The sequence below is a fragment of the Mesorhizobium sp. GW821-FHT04C10 genome, assembly GCF_059420305.1.
The window spans coordinates 4,130,134-4,145,483 of sequence record NZ_JBWKTL010000001.1 but is presented as its reverse complement, the minus strand read 5'-3'; the positions used below and the strand labels follow the sequence as shown (position 1 = coordinate 4,145,483).

The following is a 15,350-nucleotide window of genomic DNA, read 5'->3' as shown; positions in this document are numbered from 1 at the left end:
AAGGATTTCATCACATGCAGAACATCACGATCCGCATGGGCGCTGCCCATCAGGACATCACCGTTGGCTCGCTCAACATCGACCTCGCCGCCGCGTCCAAGACCGAGCGCTATGAGGTTCGTCGGACCCTGATCGAGGGCCTGAAGGAGCGCGGCTACTTCGGCAAGAAGGAACAGCGCAAGGCCACCTTCCGCAACCGGAGGGCCGCTGCATGAAGAGCCTGTTCCTCCACGATTGGGAAGACAGCCAGCTCGGCGGCATGAAGTCGGACTTCAGGATCGACGACGCTGCCCTGGAGGGTGCCGAGGTGCTGGTCGCCTCATACACCTACGAGGACTACAGCGGCTCAGCCTACGTGCTGTTCGAGAGGGCCGGCCACCTGTTCGAGGTCCACGGCAGTCACTGCTCCTGCTACGGCCTGGAAGACCAGTGGGAGCCTGAAGCGGTCACCCGCGAAGCCATCCTGCGCCGCCTCAAGGGTTCCTGGGGCGAAGAGGGTCGCGTCAAAGACCACATCCGAGCCGTTCTGGAGGTCGCATGACCGGCCACAACGTCGCTGTCGCCCTGATCCTGGCGCTGCTGGTCAACCTGTTGGCCATCGACCTCGCCGGCATCGTGGCCGTCTGGTGGTTCTTCTCATGACCATCGAAGCGGCCACCGCGATCATCTCGATCACCCTGATCCTCCTCTTCATCCACTCAAATTGGAAAGACCCACATGCCCCGGCTTAACCGTGACGTGTTGAACACGGCCACACCCCGCGACGTCGCCATGGCGTCCATGACTGTCCTCGACCGCCTGCAGGACTTCCGCCCCGAAATCCAAATCATGGGCGCTGCAACGGTCTTCCTCACCCTCGCAGACCACCTCGGCATTCCTGCTCAGGAAGCCTTCACGGTCACCAAGAACCTCATCAACGGGGACGACGGCAAGCGCGCCGAGTTCCGTGGCATCGACGCATACATGAAAGGCGAACTGGCATGAGCAAGATCAACGAAGGCGACACCGTCCGCTGCAACGACGCTCTCTGCACCAACGGCAGGCTGGCAACTGGTCAGACCTATCTGGTGCGCAAGGTCAGCACGACTGGCAACCACGTTGGCCTCGAAGGCCGCTCGGGGATGTACCGCGCCACCCGCTTCACGGTGGTCGAGAAGGCCAAGGCGAAGAAGGTCACGTTCGGTCAGGTCCGCGCGGTCACGGTCAACAAGTCCGACATCCACGATGTGCTGACCCAGTACGTCCGCTTCGGCCTGGGCATCAACGCCACGGTCGAGAAGATCGTCGACAAGTTCCCCGAGGCTATCGAGCTTGTCCTCAAGCACGAGGTGGCCTGATGGATTTCATCGCCTTCCCTAAGCTCTCCCGTCTGGCCAAGTTCAGCCAGCACTGCACGATCACCGAGAAGATCGACGGCAGCAACGCCCAGGTCGTCATCCGTCAGGCCCAGGCCGAGGACTACGAGCATCCCCAGGTCGTCGCCGTGGTCGATGGTCTGTCCATCCGCGCCGGCTCCCGCACTCGCTGGATCACGCCGGGCAAGGAGACTGACAACTTCGGTTTCGCCGGCTGGGTGCAGGAGAACGCCGTAGAGCTTGCGAAGCTCGGGCACGGCCAGCACTTCGGTGAATGGTACGGCGGCAAAATCCAGTGCGGCTATGGTCGCGCCGAGAAGCGCTTCGCCCTGTTCAACACCGACCGCTGGGGCGCTCACAACCCCAACACGCCGGCCTGCTGCGAAGTGGTGCCGATCCTTTACACCGGCCCGTACTCCGAGGCTGTGGCTGACGCGGCCATGGAACATCTCGCCGAGAACGGTTCCACCCTGGTGCCTGGTTACACAAACCCCGAAGGCATCATCGTCTACCTCCGTGGCCCGAAGCTCCTCCTCAAGAAGACCTTCGAGTTTGACGGTGGGAAATGGACGGCTGCCGCATAATGCACCAGAAGCTGACTGCCGCAATCATCCTCTGGAAGCGCGGACAGGTAATCCCTGTCGACCTCGTCTTCCAGCTCTCCGCTCTGGGCTTCGACGTTGAGGCCCTCGAACGCCGTTATTCCGTCTGAACATCTCCGAAAAAGGAACTAGTACTGCATGGCAACCGATACCAAGAAGAAGCTTCCGTCTTTCACGACCACTCGTGGCACCTTCGTCTACCCGAAGCTGAACGAGCCCGACTACGGCAACAAGGACTACCCCAAGCCGGACGGCGAATACTCGCTGAAGTTCCGCATGTCGAAGGCCGACGCCGACGCCTTCGTCAACCGCAAGGACAAGGACGGCAATTCCCTGCAGTCGCTGTACGAGGAAGCCCTTCGTGACGCCGAGAGCCAGTTCGCTGAGCTGAAGGTCGAGAGCCGCAAGAAGCTGGGCTCGGTCAAGCCGAACGACCTCTTCACGGTCCTGTACGATCAGGAGACCGAGGAAGAGACCGGCGACGTCGAGTTCAAGTTCAAAATGAAGGCCTCGGGCGAGTTCAAGAAAGGCCCGAAGGAAGGCCAGTTCTGGACCCGCAGGCCGGACCTGTTCGACGCTCGCGGTGCCAAGATCAAGGGCATCCAGAAGCGCGACGGCAAGGGCAACCCGATCAAGGACAAGGCGGGCAAGATCACGTTCACCTTCCCGAACATCTGGGGGGGCACTATCGGCAAGGTCTCGTTCGCGACCCGTCCGTACTTCGTGGCCGGCACCGCTGCCGCTGGCCTGACCCTGATGCTGGCTGGCGTCCAGATCATCGACCTCGTGTCTGAGGGCGAGCGCTCGGCCAACAGCTACGGCTTCGGCGAAGAGGAAGGCTATGGCTACGATCCCGAGGATCAGGTCGAGGAAACGGTGGGCGAGAACACCTCGTCGGACGAAGGCACCTCCGAGAAGCCCGCAGGCGAAGACGACTTCTAAGCCTTGCCAAGACCGACATACCCGAAGCGGACCTCGACGCGGCAGATCGCTGTCGCCAAGGGGTTCCGCTCAGGGCTCGAAGATGTGGTGGCGGGGAAGCTGGATGATGCCGGCGTCCCCTACACCTACGAGAGCTTCAAGATCACCTACGAGGTCCCTGCCCGGCTGGCGAAGTACACACCTGACTTCCGCCTGCTCGACAACGGCATCATCGTGGAGACCAAGGGACAGTTCGTCACTGCCGATCGCCACAAGCACAAGCTGATCAAGGAACAGCACCCGGACCTCGACATCCGGTTCGTGTTCAGCCGCTCAGGCACCCGCATCTCCAAGCAGTCCCAGACCACCTACGCCATGTGGTGCAACACCCAAGGCTTCCTCTACGCCGACAAGTCAATCCCCCAAGCATGGATCGACGAGCCACCGACTTCCGGTCGCGTGGAGGCACTGAACGCAATCCTCAACTCCCAAACGAAGGCAAAGAAATGAGCATCCTCTCCACCGTCATCAACTTCATCAAGCGCACCCCCTCGACCGCGAAGGCCGTCGCCGGCTTCAACAAGGCCATCACCGAGCTGGAAGCCGTGGTCGCCCACCACAACGTCAAGGCCGAGCTGCTCGACGCTCAGATCGCCGTGAAGGTCGCCGCCCAGGCTGCAGCGAAGGAAGCCGCTGCCGATGCCGACAAGATCGCCAAGCGCATCCGCAAGCTGGTGGCCTAATCATGAAGGCTGCCATCATCTTCCAGCTCACCCTGATCATCGCCGCGCTCGCCGGCTGGGTCATGAACCTGATCGCCGTCATCCACCTCGCCACGGCTGACGCTCCTCTGACCACCATGGGCATCATCCGCATCGTCGGCATCCCGGTCGGCATCATCGGCGCTGTCCTCGGCTGGTTCTGATTGGAGATCGATAGCGGGGCTTGGACGGGTCGAGAGGCCCGCTCCAAGTCCTACCCTTCGGTCACCGAGCTGATCGACAAGTACCTCCCGCGCAAGACCCAGGCCGAGGTCTACGCGATGTCTCGGGTCTACGAGGACCGCATCTATGACCTGATGCGAACCATCCACGACTACCACCTCCGCTGCGAGGCTATGGCCAAGCACATGGACGGCCTGGAGAAGGAGTTCTACGGCAGGGTCGCATGGCCGGTCACCCACGGTTCGTTCGAAAGCTCCGCTGAACGACACCCGATGGAGATGACCCAGTCGTACCAAGTCACTTGGCGTCCTGATGCGTTCCAGTGCCGATACGTCATGCGGGACATGGACGTGATCAACCAGCAGGATCACCCTCACCTCTTCGAGATGGTCTGCCGGCAGTTCGAGGAACACATCACCCGAACGCTGATCCCGAAGCTCCGCAGCGAGTTCGCCAAGCTGTACCCGACGATGCGTCGCCGATGACCGCCGCCGAGAAGCTCGCGGTCTTACGCTACCAGCTCCTCGTCTCGGGACGGCAAATGGGCAAACCCCTGCTCACAGCCAAGATCGTTGGCACCCGCGTCAACACAATCTTCGTCGACGAGATCGCTCAACTCCAGCAGTTCCAAAACGATCCACCCCAAGGATGAATGCACGAAACCGACAGTGAGTTTCTGCGCAAGGAGTCATGCCCGAAGTGTGGCTCCCGCGACAATCTCGCCCGGTACACGGACGGCCACGCCTACTGCTTTGGCTGCCGATACTACGAACCCGGAGACCACGAATTGACAGAACAAGCCGAGGCTGCAGAGCCCCGGACAACAGACTTCGTTCCTCTCGGGGAGCCCAGCGATTGGGCAAGCCGAGGCATCAACCTCGAAAGCGCGCAGAAGTGGGGCTTCACCCGTTCGAACCTGAACGGCCAGCCCGTCCGCTTGTTCAACTACCGAAACAGCGCGCAGCAACTCGTCTGGCAGAAGATCAGGTTCCAGGGGAAGGACTTCCGGTCCAAGGGCAACAAGGAGGACATGTGCCTCTACGGCCAGTGGCTCTGGCGCGATGGCGGCAAGCGCGTCGTCATCACCGAGGGTGAGCTGGACGCGATCTCTCTCAGCCAGATGCAGGGCCACAAATGGGCTGTCGTCTCGATCCCCAACGGGTGCGACGGCGCGGCCAAGGCGCTGCGGAAGAACCTCCAATGGCTGGAGCAGTTCGAAGAGATCGTCCTCATGTTCGATCAGGACGAGCCCGGCCAGAAGGCGACCGACGAATGCAAGGTGATCCCGTTCACACCGGGAAAGCTGCGCATCGCCTCGCTCCCCTTGAAGGACGCCAACGAGATGCTCATGGCGGGCCGCATCAAGGAGACCATCGACGCCATCTGGGGTGCCAAGGTCTACCGTCCTGACGGCCTCGTCTGCATCGACGACATCCTTGAGGACGCTCTGGAAGATCCAGTTGTGGGTCTGCCCTGGTGCTTCGAGGAACTGACCAAGCTCACATATGGTCGTCGCCTCGGCGAAATCTACGGCGTGGGCGCTGGCACGGGCATCGGCAAGACCGACTTCCTGATGCAGCAGATCGCCTTCGACGTGAACGAGCTGCAAGAGGTGGTCGGCGCGATCTTCCTCGAACAGAAGCCGAAGGAGACCGCCAAGCGCGCAGCAGGCAAGTTCGCCGGCAAGCGCTTCCATGTGCCTGACGGCAGTTGGACGAAGGACGAGCTACGCCGCGCGCTCGAAGAGATGCGGGGCAAGGTCTACTTCTACGACAACTTCGGTCAGACCGATTGGGAGCTGGTCAAGGGGCACATCCGCTACATGGCGGCGAGCCTCGGGGTCCGCATCTTCTACCTCGACCACCTCACCGCCCTGGCGGAAGAGACCGAGGAGCTGAACACGATCATGAAGGAGCTGGCCGGTCTGGCCAACGAGCTTCAGGTCGTCATCACCTTCGTCAGCCACCTCGCCACACCGGATGGGAAACCCCACGAGGAAGGCGGGCGCGTCATGATCCGACACTTCAGGGGCTCCCGTTCAATCGGCTTCTGGTCGTTCTTCATGTTCGGCCTGGAGCGGGATCAGCAGCACGAAGACCCGATCATCGCGGCGACCACGATCTTCCGCATCCTCAAAGACCGCTTCACCGGCAACGCGACCGGCAAGACCATCAACCTCGGGTTCCACTCGGAGACCGGACGCCTGTTCGTCCGCGACGATGATCCCTTCAAAGACAAGGAAGCGCATGACCACGGCTTCTCCAACGAGACCGACGACGAGACCCCGTTCTAGCATCGGCTTCTGGCTGGCCTTCGGGTTCATCCTGTGGGCCGCGCTGCTGCCACCACCCGCAAAATCCGCGGTGCCCTCCGAAGCCCCCAAGAGCCAGTGTTTCAAGGCTGTCGTGGGTGAGCCCAACCCCTTCTTCCTACCCTGCAGTTTCGTGACGCCAAGGCGCTACCCCGAGCAGTGGCTCACGTCGGGGGTCGAAGTCTGACCTTCGATCACACCAACGAGAACGTCCCCTCAGCGCTGATCGTTCGGCGCGAGGGCTCCCGCCTAATCCTCCAAGGCAGAACTGCCAGCATCGTCCTGTTCGCGGAAGCGTGGAGGGACGTCGTGGGCGCAATTCAAGAGGTAATGCAATCCACCCCACCACCCTCGTCTTCGACATCGAGACGAACGGACTGATCCCAGAGATGACCACGATCCACTCGTTGGTCATCAAGAATACCGAGACAGGCGGCATATGGTCCTGTCACGACCACCACCCCGAAGAGCTAGTCGTTGAAGCTGGCCGGCATATCGAGACCGGGCCGAGCGTCGACTTTGGGCTGAAGCTCCTCATGGAGGCTGACTTCATCGTCGGCCACAACATCCAAGACTTCGACATCCCGGCCATTCAGAAGGTGCGCCCGTGGTTCAAGCCGAAAGGCAAGGTCCGCGACACCCTGATCATGTCTCGCCTCATGTACGCGGACATGCTCGACGCCGACTTCCGGCAAGAGAAGCGCCTCGGCATTGGGAAGTGGATCAAGAAGCAACTCCTGGGCCGGCACAGCCTCGAAAGCTGGGGCCAGCGCATGGGGCTCTGGAAGGGCGACTACGGCGAGATCAAGAAGGCCGAAGCAAAGGCCAAGGGTCTCACCGGCCAGGAAGCCGTCGACTACGTCTGGGGCACTTGGTCCCAGGAAATGCAGGACTACTGCGAGCAGGACGTCGAGGTCACCGACCGCCTGTGGCAGAAGCTGGCCAAGAAAGGTTTCTCGGAAGAGAGCATCCAGCTTGAGCATGACGTGCGCCGCATCGTGGCCCGTCAGGAAGCCTATGGTTTCAAGCTCGATCTCCGCAAGGTCCAAGACCTTCACGGCACTCTGGCGCAGCGCAAGGCCGATCTGGAGCGCGCACTGCAATCCGAGTTCAGGCCGTGGTTCCGCAACCTCGGGCCGAAGACCCCGACCATCGACCGCAGTGTATCGCAGAAGCACCTGAAGCCGGTCGGCTACGAGGTCAAGAAGAACGGCGAGTTCAAGCTCGACAAGGACGGCAACAAGAAGCCGATCTATCCGAAGATACACTACTCGACCGACGCTCCGTACACCGAGGTCAAGCTGCTACCGTTCAACCCCGGCTCGCGGCAAGACGTCGCCAACCGGATGAAGCACCTGTTCGGCTGGAAGCCCACGGAGTTCACCTCCGATGGCCACCCGAAGGTCGACGACGAGACACTCAAGGGGCTCCCCTACCCGTCCGCGAAGGTGCTGTGCGAGTACTTCATCGTCCAGAAGCGCATCGGCCAAGTCGCCGAGGGCAAAGAGGCCTGGCTCAAGCATGAGGTCAACGGTCGGGTCCACGGCAAGGTAGCCACGAACGGCGCGGTGACGGGTCGCATGACCCACTCCAAGCCCAACATGGCCCAGGTGCCGGGCATCCACGACAAGAAGACCGGTGAGCTGCTTCCATACGGCTACGAGTGCCGGGAATGCTGGACCGTCGGAAAGGGCAAGAAGCTCGTTGGCTGTGACGCTGATGCGTTGGAGCTGCGTGACCTCGCCGGCTACATGGCTGCCTACGACGGCGGCGCCTACATCAAGACCGTCCTCGAAGGCAACAAGGCCGCTGGCACCGACATGCACACCCTCAACGCTGCGGCGCTTGGGTGTAGCAGAGACACGGCCAAGACGTGGTTCTACGCCTTCATCTACGGGTCAGGCGACGAGAACCTGGGCAACATCCTCGGGGTCACCTCGTCCAAGCAGAAGGCAATCGCCGCTGGCAAGCTGTCCAGGGCGAAGTTCCTAAAGGCACTGCCGGCGCTCGGCAAGCTGTCCGAGGCGGTGGCCCGCAAGGCCAAGACCCAAGGCTGGATCAAGGGGCTCGACGGTCGCATCCTCATGGTGCGCTCGGCACACGCCTCCCTGAACACCCTGCTGCAGTCCGCAGGGGCGATCCAAATGAAGCGCGCTCTCGTGATCCTAGACAACAACCTTCAGGCGCTCGGGCTGGTCCCTGGCGTCCACTACGAGTTCGTCGCGAACGTCCACGACGAATGGCAGATCGAGGTCGATGAAGACAAAGCAGAGCTGGTGGGGAAGACGGCGCAGGACGCCATCCGACTTGCTGGCGAGTACTACAAGTTCCGCTGCCCTCTCGCAGGCAATTCCGTCGTGGGAGCGAACTGGGCCGAGACACACTAAGGCACCTCAGAACGCGCCGGGCTTCGTCTACATCATGGCGAACCCTGCGTGGCCTGGGCGAAGCAAGGCCGGCTTCGCGAAGGACCTTAAGAACCGCCTTCGACAGGCAAACACCAATGACCCCGACCGGGCCTACTACTTCCACGAAACAAGGAGTTTTGATGATCGCAAACAGGCTGAGGCAGTTCTTCACGAGCTGCTGGCTGGCTATCGCATCGCCGGCACAGAGTGGTTCGACCTACATCCAGAAGATGCAGCCGGTCTGCTACGGGGGCTCGCTCGCCGGGCTGCTGAAGTCTTCCGACCGGAAGGCAATGCAGGAAGTGCTGACGAATAAATACGGCATCAGGGAAATCGACTGATGGCGACCGACAAGCTGGGCAAGACCATCTCGGTCGGCTCCAAGATCGCCTACGGTTCACGCCGGGGCAACTCCGCTGAGACCCTCGTGGGTGTCGTCGAGGAAATCGCCAAGTACATCAGGTCCGGCTACGGCGTCGAGTATCTGGTGATCCGGTCGGAGCGGAACGCCCTGGCCGAGCGCTCGCCGTCCCAGGTGGTGGTCTACGAATGAGGTTCGTCGTCAAGGACATTGACACGGGCCACTACGTCGCCGGCCTCGGTCGCTGGCAGCGGAAGCGCGTCGACAGTCTCGACAAGGCCCGCATCTACCACGGCAAGGCTGCGGCCTCGGCCTGTGCGAAGGAAATGACCACCAGGGCCTACCGCTACGCTGCGGTCCCCGTCAAACTCACCGAGGAGACCATTTGAGAACACTGCTGATCGACGGGGACATCCTCGTCGTATCGACCGGAGCTGCCCTGGAGGTTGAGACCGACTGGGGCGACGACGAGTGGACCCTGACATGCGACGTCGCAGAGGTTAAGGCCACCGTCCTCTCCACCATCAAACGCCTTGAGCGAGACCTCGACGCCGACGCTTCGGTGATCACTCTCTCGAAGGGCACGACGTTCCGCCACGACCTCTACGCTGGCTACAAGAAGGGCCGGCAACGCAAGCCGGTCGGGACCAACGAGGTCAAGCGCTGGCTGATCGAGGAACACGGCGCGAAGTTCAAGCCTGGGATCGAGGCCGACGATGTCATGGGCATCCTCGCGACCAACCCTCGGATCATCAAGGGCGAGAAGATCATCGTCTCCCAGGACAAGGACATGATGACGATCCCCGGCCTGATCTACAGGAACGGCGAGATCATCAACGTCACGCCTGAGGAGGCCGAGATAAACTTCCTCACGCAGGCCCTGACCGGCGACACCACGGACGGCTACCCCGGCTGCCCCGGTATGGGTCCTGTGACGGCCGCCACGGCTCTCCAGAACGTCACCGGCTGGGAGGCCTACGAACACACCATCGAGCGCGGCAAGCGCAAGGGTGAGATCGAGACTCGCTGGAAGGAAATCCCGGTGCCCACGCTTTGGGACGCCGTTGTCCACCAGTACCTCCGCGCCGGCCTCACCGAGGAAGACGCCCTGCTGCAGGCTCGACTGGCCCGCATCCTCCACAACTCCGACTATGACCACGAGAAGAAGGAACCCATTCTGTGGACGCCACGATGACGGACTGTGCCTGCAAAGGCCCAGGCTACGTCTGCACCAGACAGTGCGTCCCCGAAGGCTCGGCCCCAGCGGTCAAGTCTGACGGGGGCGCTTCGTCGTACTATCTGATCCCCGAGGGGGCCAAGGAACTCATGGACCTGATCGAGCATCGGAACATGGGGTTCAGCATCGGGAACATCTTCAAGGCCTGCTATCGGCTCGGCTCGAAGGATGGCACGACGCGCGCCTATGACCTCCGCAAGATCATCTACTTCGCGCAGCGCGAGCTGGATAGGCTCGGGTGAATAGGGTGACAACTAGCACTACGGAGGGGTTTATCGCTCCTCCGGCAGTCACGCGGGAGATGGTGAAGTACCTGAGACAGGTCTTCCCCGACAAACTTCCCGACATAAGAATTTCCGACCGTGAGCTTGGGGCTTTGATCGGACAGCAGAAGGTCATCACGCACCTTGCTGCACTCCTCCAAAATCAGGAAGACGACCTCCTCGCAAATGTGCTCAAAGCCAAAGATTGAGAAGGCCGACCCGGTAGCTCCTCCGCCACCGCCGGCCAATGACAAGCCTCTCGCGCCCGTCCTGAACGAAACATCCCGCCTCGCAAATCAGGAAGGCGCGAACGCCAACGCCGCCCGCAGGGGTCGCAAGGCTCTGACAATCCCGCTCGCCAGGACTGGCAGCTCCGGTATCAACATTCCGCAGTAACCCTTGGCCGACGCACTGACGACTGTCACGGCGAAGGCTCTCTATGCGCAGCTCGCAACAGCCCGAGACCCTTATCTCAAAAGGGCTCGGCGCGCGGCTGAACTTACGGTCCCCTACCTGTTCCCCAAAGAGGGCACTTCGGGATCGTCGGACTTTGTAGAGCCCAACCAAGGTCTAGGCGCTCGTGGCGTCAGGTTCCTCGCTTCCAAGCTGAGCCAGAGCCTGTTCCCCATCAACGCGCCTTTCTTCAAATACGAAATCGACGACATCGCTCTCCAAGACCTGACCAAGGCCGACGACAAGCGCGGTGAGATCGAGAAGGCCCTCAGCGCCCGCGAACGTGCCGTCCTCTCCGAGATGAACGGTTCCATGTTCCGGCCTGTGTCGTTCGAGGCCTGCCGCCAGCTTGTCATCGCTGGCAACTATCTGATCTTCATCCCGAAGAAGGGTAAGCCACGCGGCTTCCGCCTCAGCTCCTACGTGGTCAATCGCGACCCGTCCGGCAACCTTCTGGACATGGTCATCAAGGAAGAGGTCGCCCGCGTGGCCCTCTCCGAAGACATCAAGGCCAAGATCAACGCTGCGACCCAAGAAGGTCCCCGTGACGCCAAGGTCGATGTCTACACCAAGATCACCCTCGACGACGCCTCGAACCAATACATCGTCACCCAGGAGATCGACGACGTTGAGATCGACGGCGACTACTCCGGTTCCTACCCGGTCGACAAGCTGCCCTGGCTGCCCCTGCGCTTCACCTATGTGGAGGGCGAGGACTACGGTCGCGGCTTCGTGGACGAGTACATCGGCGATCTGAACTCCCTCGACGTTCTCACCGAAGCTCTCCGCGATGGCACCGTCCAGGGCGCTAAGGTCATCTGGATCGTCAACCCCAACTCGACCATCTCCGTCCGCAAGCTCTCCGAAGCTGAGAATGGCGCATTCGTCCAGGGCGACATCAACTCCGTCATGCCTCTACGGCTCGACAAGCAGGCTGACTTCGCGGTCGCCGAGCGGTTCATCGAGCAGCTCACCGAACGTCTCTCCTTCGCCTTCCTCCTCAACACCTCCGTCCAGCGGAAGGGTGAGCGGGTCACGGCAGAGGAAATCCGGTTCATGGCCGGCGAACTTGATCAGGGCCTCGGCGGTGTCTACTCGCTGCTGGCTGAAGAGTTCCAGTTGCCCGTCGCTAAGCTGTACGAAATCCGCATGGAGTTCGTGCGCAAGGTGCCTCCACTCCCCAAGGAGATCACCTCGACGACCATCGTCACGGGCCTCGACGCCCTCGGTCGCGGCAACGATCTGCAGAACCTCGACAGCTTCATCGCTGGTGCCGCCCAGATCGGCGGTCCCGAAGCAATTGGGCGATACGTCAACCTCGGTGAGTACTTCAAGCGCCGTGGTGCTGCCCTTGGTATCGACATGGGTGGCCTCATCCGCACTGACGAGCAAATCGCCCAGGCTGACGCCGCAGCTCAACAGCAGGCGCTCATCCAACAGCTTGGTCCTCAAGCCATCGCCCAAATGGGTGGCATGGGTAAGGAGGCCATGAAGCAGCAACCCCCACAAGCCACGACAGGAGAACAGAATGGCTGATGAAAATGAAGGCGCGGTCGGCCCATCCGAGCCGGCCCCCGAAACCAAAGGCGCGAATGGCCCCGCCGGCCCCGCAGCCCCCAAGGCAGCTCCGAAGGCTAAGGCCAAGGACAAACTGCCGGACAACCATGAGCTGCTCCTGAGCGGCAACGTGTTGGTGAACCATTGACCACTGAAATCATCCAGGTCCAGGCCGTCCAGCCGTCCGCTGAGGAGAGCGCTGCTGCTCTCGCGGCTGCTGCTGCGGCTGCCCCGACCAATGAGGCTGAGGCCCGTGCCAAGATCGCTGCTGAGGAAGCGGCAAAGAACGGCACGGCCAAGCCCGTCCGCCCCGACAACGTCCCCGAGAAGTTCTGGGATGCCGAGAAGGGCACGGTGAATCATGAGGCGCTGTTGGCCTCCTACTCCGAGCTGGAGAAGAAGGTCGGTGCGCCAAAGGAAGAGCCCAAGCCGGGCGAAGAGAAGAAGCCTGACGAGGAGCAGAAACCCGAAGGCGAAGAGACACCCAAGGCGGCTGCTGAAGTTGTCTCGGAGCTGAACAAGCGCTTCGAGGCGAACGGCCAGAAGCTCACCGACGCCGACTACGAGCTGGCCCAGAAGAGCGGCTACGACAAGGCAACCGTCGACAGCTACATCGCCGGTCAGCAGGCGCTCGCCGAGCTGGCAACCCAGCGGATCACCTCCGCAGCCGGTGGCAAGGACAGCATGGACCGCATGTTCGCATGGGCCTCCACGTCCCTCCCCGCTGCCGAGATCGAGACCTTCAACAAGTCGTTCGAAGGTGCCGACGTGAACGCTGCTGTGATGGCCATGGAACAGCTCAAGACGAAGTTCGAGGCGGCTAACGGGAAAGACCCGAAGCTGGTCGGCGGCAAGCCGGCTGGCGCAGCCAATGACGTCTTCACGAGCTGGGCTCAGGTGTCCCAGGCGATGTCTGACAAACGCTACAACACGGACCACGCATACCGGACCTCGGTCGAGCAGAAGCTCGGTCGCTCCGACAACATCCGCTAACTCTCGGGGTTGAGCCCACCGGTAGGGCTCGTGATTGGGGAATGACTGGCTCCCCTTCCGCGTCAATTCAAGGAACACATGGCCTACTCGTTAGGCGCGAAGTCGCTTGCCAATCTGGCAGGCGTCCACCCCGACCTCGTCAAAGTGGTCAAGCGCGCCATTGAAATCACCACCCAAGACTTCACGGTAGGAGAAGGTCTTCGCTCAAAGGCGCAGCAGGCCAAGAACGTCGCAAAGGGCGTCTCGACCACGATGCGCTCCCGTCACCTAGACGGCCACGCAATCGACCTCCTGCCCATCGTGAACGGCAAGCCTTCCTTCGACTGGAAGTTCTACTACCCCCTCGCGGCAGCCATGAAGCAGGCCGCTAAGGACGTTGGCGTTCCCATCGAATGGGGCGGCGACTGGAAGACCTTCAAGGACGGCCCGCACTTCCAACTTCCGTGGGCCAGCTACCCGTGATGAAAAAGTCGAGCAGGCGCACCTCCAAGATGTTCTTGCTCGGCAACACCGGGCTGGCATGGGGGCTCGCCTTCTACAGCCTCTACACGAACCAAGGGACAGCCGCAGTGGCATCCTCGCTGGCCCTGATCGGCTCCCTCTACGGGGCTTATGTCGGTGTCGGCCACATGGACTACCGCCGCTTCCTGAATTTCTTCAACGGACAGGAGACAGGCCTATCATACCAAGGGTCTATGCCTACCTCGCCGGACTTGTCGCCATCCTCGCCCTCATCGGGGTGATCTACGGTAAGGGCCGGCTGGATAGCAACCACGCAGCCGAGATGGCCATACTCCAGGGGAACCTGAAGGCCGTCGAGCTGAACCTCAAGAACGAGAAGGACGCCCGATTGGGTGACGCCATTCTCGCCACCGAAGCTGCCAAACGACAGGCGGCTCTCACACATAAGATTGACGAGCTGGATGCCTATGTGGACACGCTTCAAGATCGCGATAGCGTCTGCCTTAGTGGCGATGACACTGAGCGGTTGCGCGACCTCTGGAAATAGGATCGTCGCGCCTCACTACCCTGAGCTGCCCGCTGACTTGCGGGTCTGCTTCGAGACCCAGGTCGCCCCGCCGTCGAGCGGTGTGATGACCAAGAAGCGAGTGATCTTCCTGATCGCCGCTCTGAAGAAATCAGAGACCGAGAAGACCGACTGCGGCAAGCGCCTCATCGCCTTCTACGACAACGTCTCCCACTAGCCGACTACCGTTAGGATTTCGGTGCAACACATGGGACGCAGGGTTTTTCCCAGTTGAATGTGCCATCCGCTTTTTCAACGATCTTTGGGTAACCCTGTCGTTCTCTTTCTTTGCTGCACTGAGGCCATTGCTTCGCATAAAAACGGGTGATGGTCACATCGGCTGGCACGAACCTGTCGAACAGACCGGGGCCTCCCTGATTTTGGATGACTTCGACTGCCAAGAAATGTTCGCCGCCAAATCTCCATTCGGTCGACATCTTCGGGCATACCGCTGCAAGCCTCGATTGATCGCTGTACGGGTCACTGTTTGCGTCAGCGGCGAACAACATCCCGTCTTCATAGATCGCCCGTTCAGCATCTTTTGGGCACGACTTCCAGATAGCATCGGTATCGGGGTCGGGACCTACAGCAGGGGCGTTGAGCGCTTTGGACTGGGTCGCCGCCTTCCAGCACTGCTGATACCAAGTATGACCCGTTGTATAGAAGGTGTCGTTGTAGGCCAAAACGCCTGCCAAACACGCAACCCCAAAAATAATGGCACCCCCGTCATTAGCCATCGCCCCGAATCTCCCTTTGCTTGAGCATCGTCTAGTCTGACCTCTGCGACTAGCCGCAAAATACAGTTCTAAACACCATTCCCGACGCCCTGTTCTGACAGATCACACCCCTCTTTAGGCGGTGATCAAGGAACCAAGGAAGTCTCACCAGAAGACCACTTGGAGACCCGCCAACCGCACC

Annotated in this window: 26 protein-coding genes; 25 read left to right on the top strand and 1 reads right to left on the bottom strand. The window is 61.2% G+C overall.

Annotated features, from left to right (window positions below):
• Positions 1-14: 14 nt before the first annotated feature.
• From AC07UC_RS20080 to AC07UC_RS19960, 25 genes are all read left to right on the top strand, one after another.
• Positions 15-215, top strand: a complete 201-nt coding sequence (locus AC07UC_RS20080) for a hypothetical protein (RefSeq protein WP_494907179.1) — start codon at positions 15-17, stop codon at positions 213-215.
• Positions 212-541: a hypothetical protein gene (locus tag AC07UC_RS20075; RefSeq protein ID WP_494907178.1), complete on the top strand. Its 330-nt coding sequence runs from the start codon at positions 212-214 to the stop codon at positions 539-541. The genes AC07UC_RS20080 and AC07UC_RS20075 overlap by 4 nt, the downstream gene beginning before the upstream one ends.
• Positions 542-717: 176 nt before the next feature.
• Positions 718-984 carry a hypothetical protein gene (locus AC07UC_RS20070; protein WP_494907177.1) on the top strand — a complete coding sequence of 89 codons (267 nt, stop codon included), beginning with the start codon at positions 718-720 and terminating at the stop codon, positions 982-984.
• Positions 981-1,337: a hypothetical protein gene (locus tag AC07UC_RS20065; protein ID WP_494907176.1), complete on the top strand. Its 357-nt coding sequence runs from the start codon at positions 981-983 to the stop codon at positions 1,335-1,337. The genes AC07UC_RS20070 and AC07UC_RS20065 overlap by 4 nt, the downstream gene beginning before the upstream one ends.
• Positions 1,337-1,939: an RNA ligase family protein gene (locus AC07UC_RS20060; protein WP_494907175.1), complete on the top strand. Its 603-nt coding sequence runs from the start codon at positions 1,337-1,339 to the stop codon at positions 1,937-1,939. Before AC07UC_RS20065 ends, AC07UC_RS20060 begins: the two co-directional genes overlap by 1 nt.
• A gap of 156 nt (positions 1,940-2,095) precedes the next feature.
• On the top strand, positions 2,096-2,899 hold the full coding sequence (locus AC07UC_RS20055) for a hypothetical protein (protein ID WP_494907174.1): 804 nt from the start codon (positions 2,096-2,098) through the stop codon (positions 2,897-2,899).
• A gap of 3 nt (positions 2,900-2,902) precedes the next feature.
• Complete coding sequence (locus AC07UC_RS20050; RefSeq protein ID WP_494907173.1) at positions 2,903-3,388, top strand: hypothetical protein; 486 nt, start codon at positions 2,903-2,905, stop codon at positions 3,386-3,388.
• Positions 3,385-3,621, top strand: a complete 237-nt coding sequence (locus AC07UC_RS20045; protein ID WP_494907172.1) for a hypothetical protein — start codon at positions 3,385-3,387, stop codon at positions 3,619-3,621. Before AC07UC_RS20050 ends, AC07UC_RS20045 begins: the two co-directional genes overlap by 4 nt.
• A gap of 2 nt (positions 3,622-3,623) precedes the next feature.
• Positions 3,624-3,803, top strand: coding sequence for a hypothetical protein (locus tag AC07UC_RS20040; RefSeq protein ID WP_494907171.1), 180 nt, complete (start codon positions 3,624-3,626; stop codon positions 3,801-3,803).
• Positions 3,804-4,307, top strand: coding sequence for a hypothetical protein (locus AC07UC_RS20035; RefSeq protein WP_494907170.1), 504 nt, complete (start codon positions 3,804-3,806; stop codon positions 4,305-4,307).
• A complete protein-coding gene (locus AC07UC_RS20030) occupies positions 4,304-4,474 on the top strand; it encodes a hypothetical protein (RefSeq protein ID WP_494907169.1) in 171 nt (56 codons plus the stop codon). The genes AC07UC_RS20035 and AC07UC_RS20030 overlap by 4 nt, the downstream gene beginning before the upstream one ends.
• Complete coding sequence (locus tag AC07UC_RS20025; protein ID WP_494907168.1) at positions 4,475-6,115, top strand: toprim domain-containing protein; 1,641 nt, start codon at positions 4,475-4,477, stop codon at positions 6,113-6,115.
• A gap of 407 nt (positions 6,116-6,522) precedes the next feature.
• Complete coding sequence (locus AC07UC_RS20020; RefSeq protein ID WP_494907167.1) at positions 6,523-8,520, top strand: DNA polymerase; 1,998 nt, start codon at positions 6,523-6,525, stop codon at positions 8,518-8,520.
• 34 nt (positions 8,521-8,554) lie between these two features.
• A complete protein-coding gene (locus AC07UC_RS20015) occupies positions 8,555-8,857 on the top strand; it encodes a GIY-YIG nuclease family protein (RefSeq protein WP_494907166.1) in 303 nt (100 codons plus the stop codon).
• Between the two features lie 24 nt (positions 8,858-8,881).
• Positions 8,882-9,094, top strand: a complete 213-nt coding sequence (locus AC07UC_RS20010; RefSeq protein WP_494907165.1) for a hypothetical protein — start codon at positions 8,882-8,884, stop codon at positions 9,092-9,094.
• Entirely contained in the window at positions 9,091-9,291 is a 201-nt protein-coding gene (locus AC07UC_RS20005) for a hypothetical protein (RefSeq protein WP_494907164.1), read from the top strand. The genes AC07UC_RS20010 and AC07UC_RS20005 overlap by 4 nt, the downstream gene beginning before the upstream one ends.
• Complete coding sequence (locus AC07UC_RS20000) at positions 9,288-10,097, top strand: hypothetical protein (protein WP_494907163.1); 810 nt, start codon at positions 9,288-9,290, stop codon at positions 10,095-10,097. The genes AC07UC_RS20005 and AC07UC_RS20000 overlap by 4 nt, the downstream gene beginning before the upstream one ends.
• Before the next feature lie 131 nt (positions 10,098-10,228).
• A complete protein-coding gene (locus AC07UC_RS19995) occupies positions 10,229-10,381 on the top strand; it encodes a hypothetical protein (RefSeq protein ID WP_494907162.1) in 153 nt (50 codons plus the stop codon).
• Positions 10,378-10,611: a hypothetical protein gene (locus AC07UC_RS19990; protein WP_494907161.1), complete on the top strand. Its 234-nt coding sequence runs from the start codon at positions 10,378-10,380 to the stop codon at positions 10,609-10,611. The genes AC07UC_RS19995 and AC07UC_RS19990 overlap by 4 nt, the downstream gene beginning before the upstream one ends.
• 190 nt (positions 10,612-10,801) lie before the next feature.
• Complete coding sequence (locus tag AC07UC_RS19985; RefSeq protein ID WP_494907160.1) at positions 10,802-12,391, top strand: portal protein; 1,590 nt, start codon at positions 10,802-10,804, stop codon at positions 12,389-12,391.
• A complete protein-coding gene (locus AC07UC_RS19980) occupies positions 12,384-12,560 on the top strand; it encodes a hypothetical protein (protein WP_494907159.1) in 177 nt (58 codons plus the stop codon). The genes AC07UC_RS19985 and AC07UC_RS19980 overlap by 8 nt, the downstream gene beginning before the upstream one ends.
• A complete protein-coding gene (locus AC07UC_RS19975; RefSeq protein WP_494907158.1) occupies positions 12,557-13,405 on the top strand; it encodes a capsid assembly protein in 849 nt (282 codons plus the stop codon). The genes AC07UC_RS19980 and AC07UC_RS19975 overlap by 4 nt, the downstream gene beginning before the upstream one ends.
• A gap of 78 nt (positions 13,406-13,483) precedes the next feature.
• Positions 13,484-13,867 (top strand): M15 family metallopeptidase, encoded by a 384-nt coding sequence (locus tag AC07UC_RS19970; RefSeq protein ID WP_494907157.1) that lies wholly within the window; start codon positions 13,484-13,486, stop codon positions 13,865-13,867.
• Positions 13,867-14,148: a hypothetical protein gene (locus AC07UC_RS19965; protein WP_494907156.1), complete on the top strand. Its 282-nt coding sequence runs from the start codon at positions 13,867-13,869 to the stop codon at positions 14,146-14,148. The genes AC07UC_RS19970 and AC07UC_RS19965 overlap by 1 nt, the downstream gene beginning before the upstream one ends.
• 41 nt (positions 14,149-14,189) lie before the next feature.
• Positions 14,190-14,414, top strand: coding sequence for a hypothetical protein (locus tag AC07UC_RS19960; protein WP_494907155.1), 225 nt, complete (start codon positions 14,190-14,192; stop codon positions 14,412-14,414).
• 206 nt (positions 14,415-14,620) lie between these two features.
• Here the strand turns inward: AC07UC_RS19960 and AC07UC_RS19955 are convergent, their stop codons facing one another.
• Positions 14,621-15,169 carry a hypothetical protein gene (locus AC07UC_RS19955; protein WP_494907154.1) on the bottom strand — a complete coding sequence of 183 codons (549 nt, stop codon included), beginning with the start codon at positions 15,167-15,169 and terminating at the stop codon, positions 14,621-14,623.
• Positions 15,170-15,350 lie beyond the last annotated feature (181 nt).